This is a genomic window from Brevundimonas aurantiaca (assembly GCF_904830995.1).
Lineage (GTDB): Bacteria > Pseudomonadota > Alphaproteobacteria > Caulobacterales > Caulobacteraceae > Brevundimonas > Brevundimonas aurantiaca.
Window position 1 is genome coordinate 258,620 of record NZ_CAJGVD010000001.1, and the last position, 17,944, is coordinate 276,563.

Here is a 17,944-nt window from a genome sequence, read left to right on the forward strand (position 1 = left end):
GTTCCCACAAGGCGTCGCGCGGCTGTCGTCCATTAAGTTTAGGCAATGGTTCGGCGGGCGCCGGCGCACGGCTAGGACCAAAGGTCCAAGGGCGGCGGCTTGCATTCTGAGCGGCCTGGGCCGATCTGGGGCGCGTGATGTCATCCCCTGCCATAGTGATCGTGGGCGCCGGCGTGCTGGGCCTGAGCACCGCCTTCAGCCTGACCCGGCGGGGGCATGCGGTGACGGTCATCGACCCGGGTGGTGCGAATGCGTCGAGCGTGGCGGCCGGCATGGTGGCGCCGGCGATGGAATCTGTCCTGGACGACGTTACGCCCGAGACGGCGGCCCTGTTCCGCGCCGGACGCGACCTGTGGCCCGACTTCGCTGAGGCGGCTGGCGTCGCCTTGGCGCGCCGACCGGCCGAATGGCGCGGCGGGGACGTCGCCGGCCTGGCGGCGCGATTTGAAGCCCTGGGTTTTGAGGCGCGTCGGACCGGCGACCGGCTGATCACGGAGGAGGATTATCAGATCGACCCCGGCCAGGCCTTGGGCGCCTTGGCCCAGGCGGTGGCGCAAGCTGAAGGCGGCGCTGTGGTGCAGGACCGCGTCTCGGCCCTGGTTCAGACGGCCGACGGCTGGTCGATCGAACTGGGCCGACGCAGCCTGTCCGCCGCCGCGGTCGTGCTGGCGACGGGGGTCGAGGCGGCGATAGAGGGCGCCCCGGAGGCGACGCGGCGGTTGGTCGACGGCGTTCAGCCCATTCGCGGCCAGATCGGCGTGACCGGCGAACCTCTGGCGGATCATGTGGTGCGCGGTCCCGGCGCCTATGTGGCGCCGATGGCCGGCGGAACTGTGATCGGCGCGACGATGGAGCCGGGGCGTCGCGACGCCGCGCCGGACTGGACCATGGGCGAAAGGCTGAGCCAGGCCGCCTGGCGCGTTCTGGATCGGACGCCTGCGCCGCTGGACATCGACTGGCGTGTCGGGGTGCGAGGCGCTTCGGCAGACGGCCTGCCGATGGCGGGCCCTGCGCCGGACGGCAGGGCCCTGTTTTTGGCCCTGGCCCCCCGCCGAAACGGCTGGCTGCTGGGGCCGATGGTGGGGGCCGTCGTCGCCGATGCGATGGAGGGGCGAACGCCGCAAGCCTACGCCCACGCCCTCGATCCTCGGCGATTTCAGGCCGAAACCTAGTCCTCCATTGCGAAGCGGACGGTGAAGTTCACCGTCGCCCCATCCACCGGACGGCCGTCGACCGTGCGAGGGTTCATCCGGAAGGCGCGCGTCAGGCTGAGAGCCGCCCGACCGAAGCCTTGGCCGTTCGGAGTCTCGCCGGCGACGCGGCAGGCGGTCAGGCCGCCGTCGATGCGAACCAGGCAGGACAGGGTGGCCGCGCCCGAAACGCCGTCTTCGGCGGCCCGGCTGGGATAGGCCCGCGCCATCTGGGCGGACGAGGGGCGGCTGGCCCAGCTGGGGTTGTTGATGACGGAGACGGCGCGGACGGGGGTTTCGACCGTCGCGGTTCCGCCCTCGCCCCCGCTGGGCGCCGTGCTGATGACAGGCAGGCCCGGTGAAGCCGTGACCGCCGACGGCTCGGGCGGGGTCAAGGCCACGGTCTCGACATCGGCCGGCGCAGGGTTGCGGGGCGGGTGGAGGGGCGTCGGCGGCGCTGCGACCTTCTGGACCGGTTCTGGCTCAGGCTTGCGCTCCGGCGGAGCCAGGCTGACGGTCACATGCGGCAGTTCGTCGATCACCGGCTCCGGCTTCAATTCGAACCGCTGGGTGTAGAGCGCCACGCCTATGCCGACATGGACCAGGATCGAAACCCCGATGGCGGCCGGCATCCAGCGCGGCATCGGTTTCTTGCGTTCCCCATAGTCGATGGGGTTGACGGCGCCGGGGCCTCCGGCGGCGCGGATCATCATATCGACACTCCCTCGTTCACCGCCCCCGCAGCGCCCGTAACCGAAAGTGAGCGCCCAGGTTGTGGCGGGATTACGGCGGTGTTTCAGCGGTCGACGAAGGTCGAAAGCTTGACCTTACGGTTAAAGCCGGTCTTAACGATTAAGGGTTGGTTAACCATGTTCGACGAGGCTCCGCCTGTTATGGGCATCCGAGCGATTCCATCTTCGGGCGGCGTTGAGGCGGCGATTCAGCGCGCGTCCCAGGCGGTGGGCGTCGATTACGACTTCCTGGTCAAGACCGCCCGACGCGAGAGCGCGCTCAATCCTTCGGCCAAGGCGCCGACCTCATCGGCGGCCGGTCTCTTCCAATTCATCGAACAGACCTGGTTGGCCACCGTCAAACAGCACGGCGCCCAGCATGGGTACGGCCAGTACGCCGATCTGATCCACCGCGGCGCCGACGGGCGCTGGCGGGTCGAGGGTTCGGCCCGCAATGTGGTTCTGGACCTGCGGTTCGATCCGCATGCGGCCTCGACCATGGCGGCGGAGCTGACGGCGTCGAACGCCGCCTATCTGCGGGGCCGCACCGGCAAGGAGCCCGGCGCGGGCGACCTCTATGCGGCCCATTTTCTGGGACCGGCGGGTGCGGCCAGTCTGATGACGGCCATGGACCGCAACCCGGGCGGCAGCGCGGCGGCCCTGTTTCCCGAAGCGGCCCGCGCCAACCGCAGCATCTTCTACAAGGACGGGCGGCCGGCCACCGTGGCCGAGGTCTACGCCAATCTGCAACGCACGGCCGGGACCGGGGCGCCGGCGGCGGGCGTCGGCGATGAGCGGCCCGTGGCGCCGGAACTCAGCGACCGGGACCAGATGCTGGCGGCCCGCCTGGATCGCTTGAAGCAGGATCAGGGGCTCTTGGCCCTGTTGCTGGGGCAGGACGGATCGGCCGGCGGCGGCTTCGGCGGCGCCTTCTCGCCGGACGACGCCCAGGGCGCCTAAACAGGTTTTGCGCGGGCGGAAATTCTGCCGAAACGCCCCGATGGTAAACTGGGCGTTAAGCATGGCAGGATGATCGTATCGGGGACGCCCGATTCCCGAACGAGCCATCCATGACCGCCTATCGCGCCCGACTGACCGAGACGGATATCCAGCGCCTGATCAAGGCGACGGAGGACGACGACCGGGCGGAGGCGGCCTATAAGCTGTGCCGCAGCATGGATCGCGCCGATCTGGACGAACGGGACCGCGAAGCCGCCCAGAAGATTCTGCGCCTCCTGGCCAACGATGCAGCCGAACTGGTCCGGCGGGCCATGGCTGTGACCTTGAAGGCGTCGGATCTGCTTCCGATCGACGTGGCGCGTCGGCTCGCGGCCGATATCGACAGCATCGCCCTGCCGGTGATCAGCGCTTCTCCGGTCTTCAGCGACGAGGATCTTATTGAAATCGTCCGCGCCGGTTCGCCTGTGCGCCAGGTCGCGGTCGCCGGCCGGCCGCGCGTGTCGCGCGACGTCGCGGGCGTGCTGGCGGATGTCGGTTGCGAACAGGCCGTGAGAATGCTGGCGGCCAATGACAACGCCGATCTGTCGGAACAGGCCTTGGGCGTGATCGTGGACCGGTTCGCCGCCTCGCCCGAGGTGGTTACCGCTGTCGCCTATCGCCAGGTTCTGCCGCTGCATGTGACCGAGCGGCTGATCGCCCTGGCCAGCGAGACGGTGCGAGAGCATCTGGTCGCCCGGCATGCGGTGGCGCCCGAGACGGCGATCCGTCTGGCCCAGTATGCGCGCGAACGGGCGACCGTCGATCTGGTCGATCAGGCGGCTTCCAGTGCGGACATCGGCGCCTTCATGGCCCAGTTGAACCTTCGCAAGTCGCTCAACGCCTCCCTTCTGCTGCGCGCCCTGGCGCGCGGCCAGATGACGATGTTCGAACATGGTCTGGCGGAACTGGCCAATACGCCGCATCAGCGCGCCTGGCTGATGATCCATGACGCAGGTCCCCTGGGCTTGAAGGCGATCTATGACCGGGCCGGTCTGCCGCCGCGCCTGTTTCAGGCGTTCCGCGCCGGGGTGGACACCTGGCGGGCCCTGTCCTCCGAGGGGGCGGACACCTCCAGCGACCTGTTCCGCCAGCGCATGCTGGAGCGTTTCCTGACGCAGCGACCGAACGTGCTGCGTGAGGATCTGGCCTATCTCATGGAAAGGTTGGACCAGCCCCAGAGCCGCGGGTCGGCGGCGGCCGCCAGCGCCGCCTGACCGACGGCGCCCGGCTCAGGCCCCACTCGGTTCAGGCCGCGCGGTATTCGGCGACCTTGGCTTCCAGGGTCTCGGCCAGGGTGCGGCCGACAGGATGTTCGTCTGTCTTGATCTGGTCGCGCACCACGGCGCGGATGGCGTCGATATGGGCGTCCAGAAGCGTCATCGGCGCCTGCATCCGCTTGCCGGCGTCGTCCAGCAGCTTGCACAACGATCCGGCGATGCGCGTGACCAGCGGATATTCATAGGTCGTGCCCAAACCCTTCAGGTCGTGGGCGCGGAAATAGAGGTTTTCGGCCGTCTCGGGCGTATAGCCCTCTTCGCGAATCCGGGCCTGGGCGGCGTCCAGCTTGACGATCTCGTCCTTCAGCCACTGATCGAACTGAGCCGCCATGGCCTTCAGGGCTTCTTCGGCCCGCGCAACGGCGTCGGCGTTGATGCCGAAACCGCCGCCGACCTTCATGCGAAGGGCGTTGGGCGGACGAATGACGTGCGAAGGATCGCTCATGACGGGCTCCCGGAAGTTTGCGCGCACCCTAAGCGGCCGCTCTTAAGAAGCCGTGTAGGGGGCGCCCGTCAGTTGGTGAACTGTTCCGTCATCACCCGTTCGTCGAAGGATCGACCGGCGTCGAACAGCATGGTCAGGGCGACGTCGCGCCGCTCGCGCACCTCGACGCTGGCGACGCGCCGAACCTCGAAATTGTCGGCCGTGGCCGAAACGGGCCTCTTGTCCGGTTCAAGCACGTCGAAGCGCACCCGAGCCTCGTGGGACAAAAGAGCGCCCCGCCAACGCCGGGGCCGGAAGGCGCTGATCGGCGTCAGCGCCAGGATGCGTGCGTCCAGCGGAATGATCGGCCCGTGGGCGGACAGATTGTAGGCGGTCGATCCAGCCGGCGTCGCCACCAGACAGCCGTCGCAGGACAGCTCCTCCAACCGAACCTTGCCGTCCACCGTGATCTTCAGCTTGGCGCTCTGTCGCGTCTGACGCAGCAGGGACACCTCATTGATGGCCAGGCCCGTATGCACCTCGCCCGCCTCGGTCCAGGCGTCCATCTGCAGCGGATGGATGACCGTGCGTTCGGCGGCGACGATTCGGGCGATCAGATCGTCCTCGTCATAGTCGTTCATCAGAAAGCCGACCGAGCCCCGGTTCATGCCGTAGACGGGCGTTCGGCGGCGCAGATTGCCGTGCAGGGTCTCCAGCATCTGGCCGTCGCCGCCCAGGGCGACGATGACGTCCGCCTGTTCTTGCGGCACGGCGCCGTAGCGGGCGATCAGAGCCTGACGCGCGGCCTGGGCCTCTGGACGGTCGCTGGCGGCGAAGGCCAGGGCGGGAACGGGCGGGATCTGGGTCACGGCCGAACGAGAGCCCCAGCTTGACCGCGAAGTCAAACGATCGCGGTGCGCTCCATGATCTGGCGAAAGGCGCGGGCGGCCGAACGGCTGTTCATCGGCGTCGCGCTCCACGAGCCGCCGCCGGGGCGTCCGTCAGTCAGTTTGCGGACTTCCGACAGCACATTGGCGAAGACCGCTCGATCCAGTCCGACCGCGGTGCAGGCCAGATAAAGCGGTTCCGCAGTAGACGAGTGGATGGCGGAGCGCACCTGAGCCGGCGTGAATCCCCCCAGTTGCACCAGGGCCTGTTCGAACAGGCTCAGACGCTGTTCGCGCAAGGCCCGGATTAATATGCCGGGCCGAAGTTGGCCGGCCGCCTGAAGCTTGTCGACCAGACGTCTTTCCATCTCTTGCCGCTCGCGATCGGCGTTGCGGCCGGTGGGTTGCAACGGCCGCCAAGTGGGGGAATGCACCGCCTTGGCCGCCGCCTCCCGAACCGCTGCGTTCAGGCGGGCGTCGTCGATCTTGAACCGCTCGCCGATGGACTGCCGCAGGGCCTGTCCGACCCATTGGTACAGATCATGGGCGAGATCTGCGTTCAGGCGGGGGTGACGGGTCAGGGGCGCGCGAAGACCGGCGATGCGGCGGGAATGTTCGATCAGACGACGCATGGCCGCATCGCTGATGTCGGCGGTCCGGTTCGACGCCAGGGCCGTCATGGTCACGGGATCGGCCTGATCCACGATCGCCTCTACGACCCCATGAGACAGGTGCGGCCGCCGCGCCACGGCGATCTGATGCTCCAGCGTGGTCTCCAGCAGGATCCGGATCAGGTCCGCGTCCTGCAACAGGGGGCTGGCGGCGATGACCGGCGCCGCGATCTCGATCTCGTCCAGCGCCAGCATGTTGATCAGAGCCGGCGGGGCCCAATCCGCTGCGGCGAGGCGTTCGGACAGCAGGCGGCGAATATCCCGCTCGGCCTGGGCGGCCAGGGTCAGGAAGATTTCCGCCAGGGCGGGCGCCAGGGCGGTGTTCGGCGGCGCGGCTTCGCACAGGGCGACCACGCCCAGCAACAGTCGCCGACGGTCGTCCGGCGCCTTGCTGCGCGCCAGGTCGATCAAATCCAAAGCGGGTTCGCGCGCGGGCGACGGCGATCTGAGCTGGGCGACAGCGGACAAGGCGGCGGCTCCGACGCGGGAAGGTACCGCTTGCAACTGTGACGCCTGGTCATGAAGACGCGGTTAATGAAATCTGAAGTGCGGCGGTTAATGCGCGTGTCGTTCGGGCTCGACTTGACGGACGCAGGCTGCGGAGGGACGGTTGGGCAAGGCCCGTCAGAGGCCCGCCCTAGGATAGGAGACCCCCATGGCCGACGACGCCGTCCTCAGTCTGAAATCCCGCGTCTCCGAGGCGGAATGGCGCACCCGGGTGGAGTTGGCCGCCCTCTATCGGCTGGTCGCCCTCCACGGTTGGGACGACATGATCTTCACCCACATTTCGGCGCGCGTTCCGGGGCCGGAGCATCATTTCCTGATCAATCCCTACGGCTACTATTTCGACGAGATCACCGCCTCATCCCTGGTGAAGGTCGATCTGGACGGCAACATCGTTCAGGACACCACCGACTTCATCAATCCGGCGGGCTTCACCATCCATTCCGCAGTCCATGCGGCGCGGGAAGACGCAAAGTTCGTGATCCATCTCCACACGGTGAACGGGGTCGGGGTGGCGGCTCAGCAAGGCGGTTTGTTGCCGATCAGCCAGAACGCCTGTTTACTACAGCATCAGGTTGCGTATCATGGATATGAGGGGCTGGCTCTGAACCATGACGAGCGCGAACGTCTGGTCGCCGATCTGGGGGACAAGCCGCTGATGCTGTTGAGAAATCACGGCACGCTTGCGGTCGGGGAAACGGCGGCTCAGGCATGGATCGGCATCTTCTTCCTGGAAAGAGCCTGCGCCCAGCAGGTTGCCGCCCTGTCGGCGGGGCCGGATCAGGTCTTGATCGCGCCCGATCAGGCCCAGGCGGAGACCAAGGCGCAGGGCCGGGGGATCGGCTTCGTCGCCGCCCTGGCCTGGCCGGGGGCGCTGCGGCAGCTGGATCGCAAGTCGCCCGGCTACGACGCCTGACCGCAGCGGCGGCGGGTCTGGCGCTCGCCTGGCCTGCCTTGGCGCAGGCGGGGGCCTGGAACCCGCCGAGGGGCCAAGGGCAGGCGATCATCAAATATGAAAACCAGCGGGGCGATACGGGCTTCGATCCTTCGGGTGAGGAGGTTCCCCTGCCGGCCCAGCGCCGTGATGCGGCCCTCGGCCTGTTCGCCGAATATGGAGTAGGCGACGCCCTGGCGATTCGGTTGAAGGCGGATTGGCAGGACGGAGAAGACGCCTTCGTCGATTATCAGGGGCGCGGCCCGGTGGAAATCGGCGCTTCTTGGCAGGTTTGGCGAGACGACGGCGGCGCCGTCTCCGTCTACGGCGGCTACGCCTGGGCGGGGGAGGGGCGCAATGCGGGCTATGCGGCGCCGGGAGTCGGCGAACATGATTGGGAGGCGCGGGTGTCGGCGGCGCGGTCCCTGGGCGAAATGGGCGGGCGATGGGGGATGGACCAGTCCTTCGTCGAACTTCAGGTCGCGCGTCGCCTCCGCGACGATCTGCCCAATGAGACCCGGATCGACGCCACCATCGGGGCGCGGTTCGACGCACGATGGCTGATCCTGGGCCAAGCCTTCGCAGGCGCGGCGGACGGCGGCGCGCGCTGGCTGTCGCTCGAAGGTTCCCTCGTCAGGGATATTGGCGACTGGAGCCTTCAGGCGGGCTGGCGCCAGACTGTCACGGGGCGCGAGGCGGCCGTGGTTCATGGACCGGTTGTGGCGATCTGGCGCAGGTTTTGACGAAAACCGCGCGACGGAATTCGCCGTAAGTCACGTTACGGATAGGTAAGGTTGCGCGCCCGAGAGAAGACGCTAAGCGTGCACGTCCTCTGAATTGAAAGTCTGTTGCGTGATCAAACGCCACTTCTTCCTCGTCGCCGCAGCGATCCTGCTGGGGCTGATGGTTCTCGCCGCCGTGCTGAAGCTGGCCTTCGCTGAAGACGAGGGGGCGGGCGGCCCCGGCGGCGGCGGTCGTCGCGGCGGCCAGCAGGTGTCCGAGGCGGTCGTCGCGCAGAAGCCCTTCTCCGACCAGATCCGCGTCCTGGGCGTGGCGCGCGGCCAGAGGTCGGTGAACATCACCTCCTCCACGACCGAACTGATCACGCGGGTCCTGTTCACGGACGGCCAGAGAGTCTCGGCCGGGGCGCCCCTGGTCGAACTTCAGGCCCGCGAAGAGGATGCAGCCATCATCGAGGCGCGCGCCAATGTCGCCCAGGCGCAACGCGAATACGACCGCTATAAGGCCCTGGCGGACCGCGGGGTCGCCCCTCAGGTCTTGCTGGAACAGGCCGAAACCGCCCTGGAGACGGCGCAGGCGTCCCTGCAGGCGGCTCAGGCCCGACGCGGCGACCGGGTGATCCGCGCCCCCTTCGCCGGGACCCTGGGCCTGACCACGGTGACGCCCGGCACCCTGGTCAATCCGGGCGCCGTGATTGCGACCCTGGACGATGTCTCGACCATTCGCGTCGATTTTCCTCTGCCCGAACGGTACCTGAACCTGCTGCGGCCGGGGACGCCGATCACCGCGACCGCTGACGCCTATGGCGACGCGCCGTTCCAGGGCCGGATCGCCCTGATCGACACCCGCGTCAATGAGACGACCCGCGCGGCCACTGCCCGGGCCGAATTCCCCAATCCCGGCGGCCGCATTCGCCCAGGCATGCTGCTGAGGGTCTCGGTCCAACAGGGACAGCGGCAGTCCGCCGCAGTTCCCGAGGCCGCCGTTCAATATGAGGGCTCGGGCGCCTTCGTCTATCGGATTGCCCCCGGCGCCGAAGGTTCGACCGCCCAGAGGGTCGAGGTCGAGACTGGGGCCGTCGAGAACGGTTTTGTCGAAATCCTGTCCGGCCTGGAGGTCGGCGATCGGATCATCGGTTCGGGTCTGAACCGCATTCAGCCGGGCGCCGCCGTCAGCGTCGCCGGCGCGCGTCGTCAGGCCGCCGCCAAATGATGCTCTCTGATGTCTCGGTGCGGCGGCCCGTATTCGCGGCCGTCGCAGCCATCGTCCTGTGCGTGATCGGCCTTGCGGCCTTCTTCTTCCTGCCGGTTCGCGAACTGCCGGACGTGGATCCCCCGATCGTCTCGATCAACACCAGCTACGCCGGGGCCTCGGCCGAGGTGATCGAGAGCCGGATCACCGAGCCGATCGAACAGCAGATCGCCGGGATCCAGGGTGTCGAACGGATCAACTCGACCAGTCGGGACGGCCGGTCGAACGTCAACATCGAGTTCTCCCTGGACCGTAATATCGACGATGCGGCCAATGACGTGCGCGACCGGGTCAGCCGGGTGGTCGGCGCCCTGCCGGATCAGGCGGATCCGCCGGAGGTGGCCAAGGCCGATTCCGACAGCCAGCCGATCATCATCGTCTTCCTGCGCTCGACCACGATGAATCGGCTGCAGCTGACCGACTACGCCGACCGCTATCTGGTGGACCGGATGGCGACCGTGCCGGGCGTGGCCCAGGTCAACATCTATGGCGAGCAGCGCTATTCGATGCGCATCTGGCTGGACCCGACCGCCCTGGCCGCGCGCGGTCTGACCGTCACGGACGTCGAGACCGCCCTGACCAGCCAGAACGTCGAACTGCCCGCCGGGTCGCTGGAGTCCACGGCCAAGAACTACACCGTGCGTGTCGCCCGCAACTACGCCCTGCCGGAGGATTTCCGTCAGTTGCCGATCGGAACGCGCGGCTCGGCCTCCACCTCGGCCTCGGTCGCCACGGGAACCGGCAGCGGCTCGTCGGCCATCATTCAGGGCCAGCCGACCTATGTCACCCGTCTGGGCGACGTCGCGCGTGTGGAAGAGGCGCCGGAAGAGGACCGGCGCCTTTTCCGCGGCAACAGCATGGATCAGATCGGCCTGGCCGTGACCCGTCAGGCCCAGTCGAACGACCTGGCCATTTCCGACGGCGTGCGCAAGATGATCGACGAGATCCGACCCAGCCTGCCGCCCGGCGTGACGCTGGAGATCGGTTCGGACAATTCGGTCTTCACCTCTCACGCCATCGACGAGGTCTGGATCACCATCGGCATCTCCATGGCCCTGGTGGCCCTGGTCAACTTCATCTTCCTGGGCAGTCTGCGTGCGGCCCTGATCCCGTCCATCGTGGCCCCCATCTGTCTGCTGGCGACCTTCATCGTCCTGGCGCCCCTGGGCTTCTCGCTGAACCTTCTGACCCTGCTGGCCCTGGTGCTGGCGATCGGCCTGGTCGTGGACGACGCCATTGTGGTGGTCGAGAACATCCAGCGGCGGCTGGACCACGGCGAGCCGCCGCTGGTCGCGGCCGAACGCGGCGCGCGCCAGGTCTTCTTCGCCGTTGTGGCGACGACGGTGGTGCTGCTGTCCGTCTTCGCCCCCCTGCTGTTCCTGCCCGGCTATGTCGGGCGGCTGTTCGTCGAACTGGCGGCGGCGATTGCGGCCGCCGTGGCCTTCTCGGCCTTCCTGGCCTTGAGCCTGTCGCCGATGCTGGCCTCCAAGATCCTCAAGCCGGCCGAAGGCGGCGGCTGGCTGGCGCGCCGGGTCGACTGGGGCATGGACCGGCTGAAGACCTCCTACGGCCGTTCGCTGGAGATGCTGCTGGGGCGCCGCGCGGCGGTAATCGGCGTCGGCGTCCTGATCGCCCTGGTCGCGGCCGGGGCGGCCGGCATCTTTCTGGCCCTGCCCAACGAACTGGTGCCGGATGAAGACCGGGGCCGCGTCTCGGTCCGCGTCGCCGGGCCGGAAGGCGCGGGCTTCGACTACACGCGAAAGATCATGATGGGGTTGGAGCCCCTGCTGGCCGACTATAAGGCCAGCGGCGAGGCCGATTCCTATCTGATCTCGGCGCCGGGGTTCGGCGGCGGCAGTTTCAACTCCGGCAATGGGGTGCTGGTCCTGTCGGACTGGTCCAAGCGCGAGCGGTCGGCGGCCGAGATCGCCCAGGAGTTGAACCGCAAGCTGCGCGGCCAGACGGACGCTCAGGTCAACGCCTCGACGCCGGGCGCCTTCCAGCGCGGCGGGGGCAATTCCAACTCCATCGAATTGATCGCCACCGGCACCGACTATCAGCAGATCTACAACTGGCTTCAGCCCCTGCTGGCTGCGGCTCAGAACAATCCGGGCTTCTCGCGGCCGCGCCTGAACTATGAGCCCAACTCGCCGCGCCTGCTGGTGGACGTCGATCCGCAGAAGGCGGCGGCCCTGGGCGTGTCCTCGCAATCAATCGGCCGCACCCTGGAGACCATGTTCGGCTCACGCCGGGCCACCACCTATATCAAGGGCGGCCAGGAGTATGACGTCATCCTGCAAACGGAACGTCAGAACCGGCGTGAAGTCTCTGACCTGGAAGCGCTTTATGTGCCGACCGGTTCTGGGCAGCTGGTGCCGCTGGCGGCGGTGGTGACCACCCAGACCTCGGGCGACACGCCCGATCGCCGCCGGCTGGATCGCCAGCGGGCCATCACCCTCCAGGCCGATCTGAACCCCGGCACGACGATTGACGACGCCGTTCAGTTCCTGCGCGCCGAAGCCGCCAAACAGCCCCAAGGCGGGGTGGTGGTCCAGTGGGGCGGGGCCGCGCGCGATCAGCAGGAGGCGGGCGGCGCCGTCCTGGCCGCCTTCGGCCTGGCGCTTCTGCTGGTCTTCCTGGTTCTGGCGGCCCAGTTCGAAAGCTGGATCACCCCGGCGGTCATCATGCTGACCGTGCCCCTGGCGGCGGCGGGCGGTCTGTTCGGCCTGTTGATGGCCGGGTCCAGTCTGAACATCTACAGCCAGATCGGCCTGATCATCCTGATCGGGGTGGCGGCCAAGAACGGCATTCTGATCGTGGAATTCGCCAATCAGCTGCGCGATCAGGGCCGGTCGATCCGGGAGGCGATCATTGAATCCTCGTCCCTGCGCCTGCGCCCCATCATCATGACCTCCATCGCCACCGCCTTCGGCGCCCTGCCTCTGGTGCTGTGGCAGGGGGCGGGGGCCGGCAGCCGTCAGACGATCGGCGTCGTCATCTTCACCGGCGCCATCTTCGCCACCGTCCTGACCCTGTTCGTCGTGCCGGTGATCTACGGCCTCCTGGCCCGCTTCACCAAGTCGCCCGAATGGACCGCGCGCAAGATCGAGGAGTGGGAGGCCCAGGAACTGCGCGAGGGCGGACCCAAGCCGATCGCCGAAGGCTGACGCCTCAGGAGGCGGGCGGCGTCGAGGCCGCAGGGCGGTAGCCCGTCTCCACCTTCAGGAAGGCGATGACGTCGCGCCGATCCTTGGCGTCGGGGAGGCCGGCGAAGGTCATCTTGTTGCCGGGCAGGAAGCCGCGCGGATTCTGCAGCCAGCGGTCCAGCGCCTGGGCGTCCCAGACGAAATCGGCCGTCCGCAGGGTGTTGGAATAGTTGTAGCGCGGCCGTTCCCCCGCCTTGCGCCCGAACACGCCGTACAGGTTCGGCCCCGCCATGTCCGGCCCGTCCCGGCCGATGGTGTGGCAGGCGCGGCAACGCGCGAAGACGCGACGTCCATTGTCCAGGTCTCCCGTATTGTAAGGGGCGGGAAGGGCGGCGAGCAGATCGGCCTTCTCCGTCTCCGTCAGGGCGGGCGGCGCCTTGGACGGGGGCGCGTCCTTCTTATCCCCATTCGGCCCGCAGGCGGCGAGCGTCAGGACAAGGGGGACGGCGAGGGTGAGGCGACGCATCGCAGACTCCGATTTTGCAGCAGTTAGGGCGCATAGAGCATGATCGGTTTGGACGGAACCGCGCAGCGGTTCCTCTTCGGTCGATCAGGCTCTACGGCAAATGTCCGGCGCGGCAATTGGCCAAGGTGTCCCGCTGGACGGACCGGGGGCGCGCCTGATAATCACTGTCAAAGAAGATGCGCGACCCATGGTGCGGTCGCGCGCCCGTGTGAGCCTCGATTTGACCGATACGATAAAGCTGAGCCAGGCCCGACGCGGCGACCGCGGCGTGATTGTCCAGGTGGGCGGCCATTGTCACCACAGGGAGCATGAGGTCGAGCTGGAACGCCGCCTGCTCGAACTGGGCTTTGTCGAGGGCGCCCAGGTTGAACTGCTGCATGAAGGCCTGTTCGGGCGCGACCCCATCGCGCTGAAGGTGGACGACATGCGCGTGGCCCTGCGCCGGCATGAGGCGGCCAGCCTGATCATCCGTCGGGTCGCCGCCTGATGGACATGGCCCTGAAGACCGCCCGTGTCGCCCTGGTCGGCAATCCGAACAGCGGCAAGACCGCCTTGTTCAACGCCCTCACCGGCGCGCACCAGAAGGTCGCCAACTACGCCGGGGTCACGGTTGAGCGGAAGGAGGGGCTGATCCGCGCCGCCTCCGGCCGGACGATGTCGGTTCTGGACCTGCCGGGGACCTATTCGCTGCGGGCCCGCAGCCCCGATGAGGAAGTGACCCGCGACGCCGTCCTCGGGCGCTTGGCCGGCGAGACGCCGCCGGATGTGGTGGTCTGCGTCGCCGACGCCACCAATCTGCGCCTGGTTCTGCGCCTGATCCTGGAGCTGAAGGCCGTCGGCCGGCCCATGGTCCTGGCGTTGAACATGTACGACATCGCCCAGCGCCAGGGCTTGAGGATTGATCTTGAGGCCCTGTCCGCCGAACTGGGCGTGCCGATCATCACCACAGTGGCCACCCGCAAGCGTGGGATCGAAGACCTGATCGCGGCTGTCGAGGCGAAGGTCGAGGCGGCGGCGGTCGAGGGCGAAAACCGGTGGAGCAGCCCGGATTCCGCCGCCCTGCGCCATGCGGCCCGGGAAGCCGAGCGGATCATGAAGGCGTGCGTGCGCCCGCCGGAGCGGCCCGACACCCTGACCGGAAAGATCGACTCGGTTCTGCTGCATCCGGTCGCGGGGATGGCGATCCTGTTCGTCCTGCTCTTTGTGATGTTCCAGGCCGTCTTCAGCTGGGCCGCCCCCCTGATGGACGGCATCGAGGGCGGCATCGGCTGGATCGGCGGCTTGGTCGCGGCCCTCATCCCCGATCAGGGCGCGGGCGGACTGATCCAGAGCCTGATCGTCGATGGGATCATATCCGGCGTCGGCAGCGTGCTGGTCTTCCTGCCGCAGATCCTGATCCTGTTCCTGTTCATCATCGCCTTGGAAGACTTCGGCTATATGGCCCGCGCCGCCTTTCTGATGGACAAGATCATGGGCGGCGCCGGCCTGCACGGGCGAGCCTTCATCCCCCTCTTGAGCAGTTTCGCCTGCGCCATACCCGGCATCATGGCCGCGCGGGTGATCGACTCGCGCCGCGACCGGCTGACCACCATACTGGTCGCGCCCCTGATGACCTGCTCGGCCCGGATTCCCGTCTATACGCTGATCATCGCGGCCTTCATTCCCAGCCGGACCGTCTGGGGCGTCGTCAATCTGCAGGGACTGGTGATGTTCGGCCTCTACGCCGCAGGGATCGTCAGCGCCCTGATCGTGTCGCTTCTGATCCGCAAGGTGTTCTGGCGCGGCGCGGTCGAGCCCTTCATGATGGAGCTGCCCACCTATCGGTTGCCGGACCCCAAGAGCGTCGCCTTCAACCTTTGGCTACGCGCAAAGATCTTCATCAATCGCGCCGGCCGGATCATCTTGCCGCTGGTCATTCTGCTGTGGGTTCTGGCGACCTTCCCCTATCCGCCCGCGAACGCGACCCTGCCGGATATCGACTATTCGTTCGCCGGCATGATCGGCCGGGCGCTGGAGCCGATCTTCGCCCCCATCGGCTTCAACTGGCAGATGGTCATCGCCCTGATCCCCGGCATGGCGGCGCGTGAAGTGGCGGTCGCGGCCCTCGGCACCACCTACGCCATCGCCGATGCGGAGAATGCGACCGGCCTTCTGGCCTCGACTCTGTCGGCCCAGTGGTCCCTGGCGACGGCCCTGTCCTTCCTGGCCTGGTACATCTTCGCGCCCCAGTGCGTCGCCACCCTGGGTGTGGTCAAGCGCGAAACCAACTCGACCAAATGGACCTGGATCATGATCGGCTACATGTTCGGACTGGCCTATCTGGCCTCCTTCGTGACCTATCATGTGGCGGTGGCCCTCGGAGGCGGCTAAGCGGGGGTGGTTCTTCACCGTCCGGACCCAGAGATGAGCCCTGTCCTCGCCGCCGTCGTCCTGGGCCTTCTAGGTCTGATCATCGGCAGTTTCCTGGCGGCCGTGAGTGTCCGCCTGCCGCGTGACGAGGACATCGTACTCGCCCGGTCGCGGTGCATGGGGTGCGACCAGATTCTGAGGCCGTGGGAACTCGTCCCCCTGTTCAGTTGGGTCGTGTTGCGCGCCCGCTGCGCCCGGTGCGCCGCGCCCATTTCTCCACGGTATCCTTTGATCGAGCTGGCGGCGGCCGCAATCGGCGTCTGGACGGGTCTCTGGGCCGGCCTCAACGGCGGATCGATCCTGATGACGGCGGCGACCGCGATCCTGGGATGGCAGCTGCTGCTGATCGCGATCGTCGACGGCGAGAATTTCTGGCTTCCCGACGTCCTGACCGGACCGCTGGCGGCGACGGGACTGATCGCGGCGGCGCTGTCGGGGTGGAACCAGGCGATCGCCCATCTGATCGGCGCGATCGTCGGGTTCGGCGGGCTGTGGCTGGTCGCCTGGCTGTACAAGCGGGGCCGGGGCCGAGATGGGCTGGGGGGCGGCGATCCCTTCCTCTTTGCGGGCGCCGGGGCCTGGGTCGGATGGATCGGCCTGCCCAGCGTTCTTCTCTGGGCCTCGGCGGCGGGCCTCAGCCTGGTGTTCGGCCTGCTGGTGGTGCGCCGCTCGGTCAGCGCGACGGACAAGCTGCCGTTCGGCGTCTTTCTGGCCGTCGGCATCTGGCTGACCTGGCTCTATGGGCCGCTTGGGCTTTAGCGCCCGGTGGTCAGTTTGACGATGATGATCGCCGCCGTGTCCAGAATGGCCTCGGGCGTGTCGGCGCGGCGCAGCAGGTCGAAGCTGGCGGCGGTGGATTCGGCGATGGAGGCGATCTGGTAGGAGGCCAGTCGGGGATTGTAGTCCTTGGGATGGAGGCCCGCTGCATGGGCCTGGGCCACCCGCCGTTCGATCGCCAGATGCAGGCGGCGCAGGCGGCGCACGCGGCTTTCGACAAAGGCCGCCTCGCCGTTGTCGGCCAGCATGTGCTCGACCCTCAAAACCTGTCCGTGATCGCGCCAGACCGCCATCACGTCCAGAATGAAGGCGCGGCCGATGGCGAAGGCCCTGTCGCCGGGCCAGTCCGTCTGGAAATGCGCGGCCAAACCCTGGAAATCGGCCGCCGCCGCTTCACACAGCGCCAGAACCGGTTCCTCGACCGACTTGAAATAGGTGTAGAAATTCGAAGGCGAGACGCCGGCGACCGAAGCCACGTCCGCCACGCGAATCTCGCCGTAGTGACGCGCGTTGAGCAGCGTCCGCGTGGCGTCCAACAGGGCCTGGCGGGTCCGGCCGCCCCGCGCGCCGATCTTGTGCCCCAGCTTGTTGGTCGTGTCGCCCATATCCCCAATGGTCGAAAAGAGGTGCTATGCGGCGGCGGCCCGAAGGGCGGCGCCGACCGTGACGACACGGCCCGCATAATCGATACGGCGCAGCCTAGCCGACCGACTCGCAAAAGGCCAATGCCGGGAAGGTTTCGACCTCAGTCAAACGGCAGGATGAAGACGCCGTCGTATCCGGCGCCGGCGTCCTGGCGGGGCAGGGCCACAAATTCCCGCCCGGCGCTGGACAGCACCTCCCGCACCAGTTGATCGAAGGCGGCGGCGTCATCCCGTTCGGACTTCAAGATGGCGAAGCCCTCTTCAGTCGGTTCGACCCGGTACCCCGCGCCCTGCTTCAACTCTGTGAGCGACAAACCCATCGAACGCGCGGCTCCTCTATCCAGGATGCCTTCGCACAACCCTGATGTGTCGTAAACAACATGGGTTGGTTCGATACGGAAGAAGGGCCGTCCGACGGACGGCCCTTCGATGATCCAGGACAGAGATCCTTGAAGCGTGGATCAGCTGCGGATGGGCGCGCGCACGCCGGCTTCCGCTCGGGCCTCATCGGTCTTCAAGGCGGCCAGGAAGGGCATGATCTGCCAAAGGGCGGACAGGCCGACCAGCACATAGACGATGCGGGACAGGGCCGAGCCGTCGCCGAAGAGGGCGGCGACCAGATCGAAGTCGAAGGCGCCGACCAGACCCCAGTTGAGGCCGCCGACGATGACGAGGAGGAGGGTGACGAGGTTGAGGATTTTCATGAGCTTTCTCCGTGATTGTAAGGAAAGAAGCTTCGACCGGTCAGGCCGTTCCATCCTCGCCTTGTCCGCGTCGTCTCTGGCGGAAACCGGACAGACCGCAACCCTTGCGGTCGTCATTGTCCATTTGCC

18 protein-coding genes are annotated in these 17,944 nt (G+C 67.6%); 10 read left to right on the top strand and 8 right to left on the bottom strand.

Annotated elements, in window-relative coordinates; translation table 11 throughout:
• The first annotated feature begins 137 nt into the window (after positions 1–137).
• Positions 138–1,172 (top strand): NAD(P)/FAD-dependent oxidoreductase, encoded by a 1,035-nt coding sequence (locus tag JMT67_RS01355; RefSeq protein ID WP_201462492.1) that lies wholly within the window; start codon positions 138–140, stop codon positions 1,170–1,172.
• Here the strand turns inward: JMT67_RS01355 and JMT67_RS01360 are convergent.
• Entirely contained in the window at positions 1,169–1,903 is a 735-nt protein-coding gene (locus tag JMT67_RS01360; RefSeq protein ID WP_233455750.1) for a TonB family protein, read from the bottom strand. The genes JMT67_RS01355 and JMT67_RS01360 overlap by 4 nt on opposite strands.
• A gap of 180 nt (positions 1,904–2,083) precedes the next feature.
• Between JMT67_RS01360 and JMT67_RS01365 the strand changes: the two genes are divergently transcribed.
• Together JMT67_RS01365 and JMT67_RS01370 are read left to right on the top strand one after the other, a co-directional pair.
• Positions 2,084–2,881 (top strand): transglycosylase SLT domain-containing protein, encoded by a 798-nt coding sequence (locus JMT67_RS01365; protein ID WP_054766910.1) that lies wholly within the window; start codon positions 2,084–2,086, stop codon positions 2,879–2,881.
• Between the two features lie 110 nt (positions 2,882–2,991).
• Positions 2,992–4,134, top strand: a complete 1,143-nt coding sequence (locus JMT67_RS01370) for a DUF2336 domain-containing protein (protein ID WP_152949970.1) — start codon at positions 2,992–2,994, stop codon at positions 4,132–4,134.
• Positions 4,135–4,165: 31 nt separating this feature from the next.
• On the opposite strand, the gene JMT67_RS01375 is transcribed toward JMT67_RS01370, so the two are convergent.
• From JMT67_RS01375 to JMT67_RS01385, 3 genes are all read right to left on the bottom strand, one after another.
• Positions 4,166–4,642 carry an Hpt domain-containing protein gene (locus tag JMT67_RS01375; protein ID WP_182713835.1) on the bottom strand — a complete coding sequence of 159 codons (477 nt, stop codon included), beginning with the start codon at positions 4,640–4,642 and terminating at the stop codon, positions 4,166–4,168.
• Positions 4,643–4,710: 68 nt separating this feature from the next.
• Positions 4,711–5,490, bottom strand: a complete 780-nt coding sequence (locus JMT67_RS01380; protein WP_191555511.1) for an NAD kinase — start codon at positions 5,488–5,490, stop codon at positions 4,711–4,713.
• 32 nt (positions 5,491–5,522) lie between these two features.
• The gene (locus tag JMT67_RS01385; protein ID WP_233455751.1) at positions 5,523–6,647 is read right to left on the bottom strand and encodes a DUF2336 domain-containing protein; all 1,125 of its coding nucleotides are present in this window, start codon (positions 6,645–6,647) and stop codon (positions 5,523–5,525) included.
• A 187-nt stretch (positions 6,648–6,834) separates the two neighbouring features.
• Here JMT67_RS01385 and JMT67_RS01390 point away from each other — a divergent pair, with 187 nt between their 5' ends.
• From JMT67_RS01390 to JMT67_RS01405, 4 genes are all read left to right on the top strand, one after another.
• Entirely contained in the window at positions 6,835–7,599 is a 765-nt protein-coding gene (locus JMT67_RS01390; protein WP_201462493.1) for a class II aldolase/adducin family protein, read from the top strand.
• A 38-nt stretch (positions 7,600–7,637) separates the two neighbouring features.
• Positions 7,638–8,360, top strand: coding sequence for a hypothetical protein (locus tag JMT67_RS01395; protein WP_231681251.1), 723 nt, complete (start codon positions 7,638–7,640; stop codon positions 8,358–8,360).
• Between the two features lie 109 nt (positions 8,361–8,469).
• Entirely contained in the window at positions 8,470–9,570 is a 1,101-nt protein-coding gene (locus JMT67_RS01400) for an efflux RND transporter periplasmic adaptor subunit (protein WP_054766912.1), read from the top strand.
• Positions 9,570–12,776, top strand: a complete 3,207-nt coding sequence (locus tag JMT67_RS01405; RefSeq protein ID WP_201463937.1) for an efflux RND transporter permease subunit — start codon at positions 9,570–9,572, stop codon at positions 12,774–12,776. The genes JMT67_RS01400 and JMT67_RS01405 overlap by 1 nt, the downstream gene beginning before the upstream one ends.
• A 4-nt stretch (positions 12,777–12,780) precedes the next feature.
• Here JMT67_RS01405 and JMT67_RS01410 read toward each other — a convergent pair whose 3' ends face one another.
• Positions 12,781–13,281: a c-type cytochrome gene (locus JMT67_RS01410; RefSeq protein WP_201462494.1), complete on the bottom strand. Its 501-nt coding sequence runs from the start codon at positions 13,279–13,281 to the stop codon at positions 12,781–12,783.
• A 220-nt stretch (positions 13,282–13,501) separates the two neighbouring features.
• Between JMT67_RS01410 and JMT67_RS01415 the strand changes: the two genes are divergently transcribed.
• Genes JMT67_RS01415 through JMT67_RS01425 form a run of 3 tightly spaced genes read left to right on the top strand, consistent with a single transcriptional unit; the run spans position 13,502 to position 16,449 of the window.
• The gene (locus JMT67_RS01415) at positions 13,502–13,768 is read left to right on the top strand and encodes a FeoA family protein (protein WP_201462495.1); all 267 of its coding nucleotides are present in this window, start codon (positions 13,502–13,504) and stop codon (positions 13,766–13,768) included.
• Entirely contained in the window at positions 13,768–15,651 is a 1,884-nt protein-coding gene (gene feoB / locus JMT67_RS01420; protein WP_201462496.1) for a ferrous iron transporter B, read from the top strand. Before JMT67_RS01415 ends, feoB begins: the two co-directional genes overlap by 1 nt.
• A gap of 33 nt (positions 15,652–15,684) precedes the next feature.
• A complete protein-coding gene (locus JMT67_RS01425) occupies positions 15,685–16,449 on the top strand; it encodes a prepilin peptidase (RefSeq protein ID WP_201462497.1) in 765 nt (254 codons plus the stop codon).
• Here JMT67_RS01425 and JMT67_RS01430 read toward each other — a convergent pair.
• From JMT67_RS01430 to JMT67_RS01440, 3 genes are all read right to left on the bottom strand, one after another.
• Positions 16,446–17,072 carry a TetR/AcrR family transcriptional regulator gene (locus JMT67_RS01430; RefSeq protein ID WP_201462498.1) on the bottom strand — a complete coding sequence of 209 codons (627 nt, stop codon included), beginning with the start codon at positions 17,070–17,072 and terminating at the stop codon, positions 16,446–16,448. The genes JMT67_RS01425 and JMT67_RS01430 overlap by 4 nt on opposite strands.
• 140 nt (positions 17,073–17,212) lie before the next feature.
• Positions 17,213–17,431, bottom strand: coding sequence for a hypothetical protein (locus JMT67_RS01435; protein WP_054765493.1), 219 nt, complete (start codon positions 17,429–17,431; stop codon positions 17,213–17,215).
• Positions 17,432–17,572: 141 nt separating this feature from the next.
• Positions 17,573–17,815, bottom strand: coding sequence for a DUF378 domain-containing protein (locus tag JMT67_RS01440; RefSeq protein WP_201462499.1), 243 nt, complete (start codon positions 17,813–17,815; stop codon positions 17,573–17,575).
• Positions 17,816–17,944 lie beyond the last annotated feature (129 nt).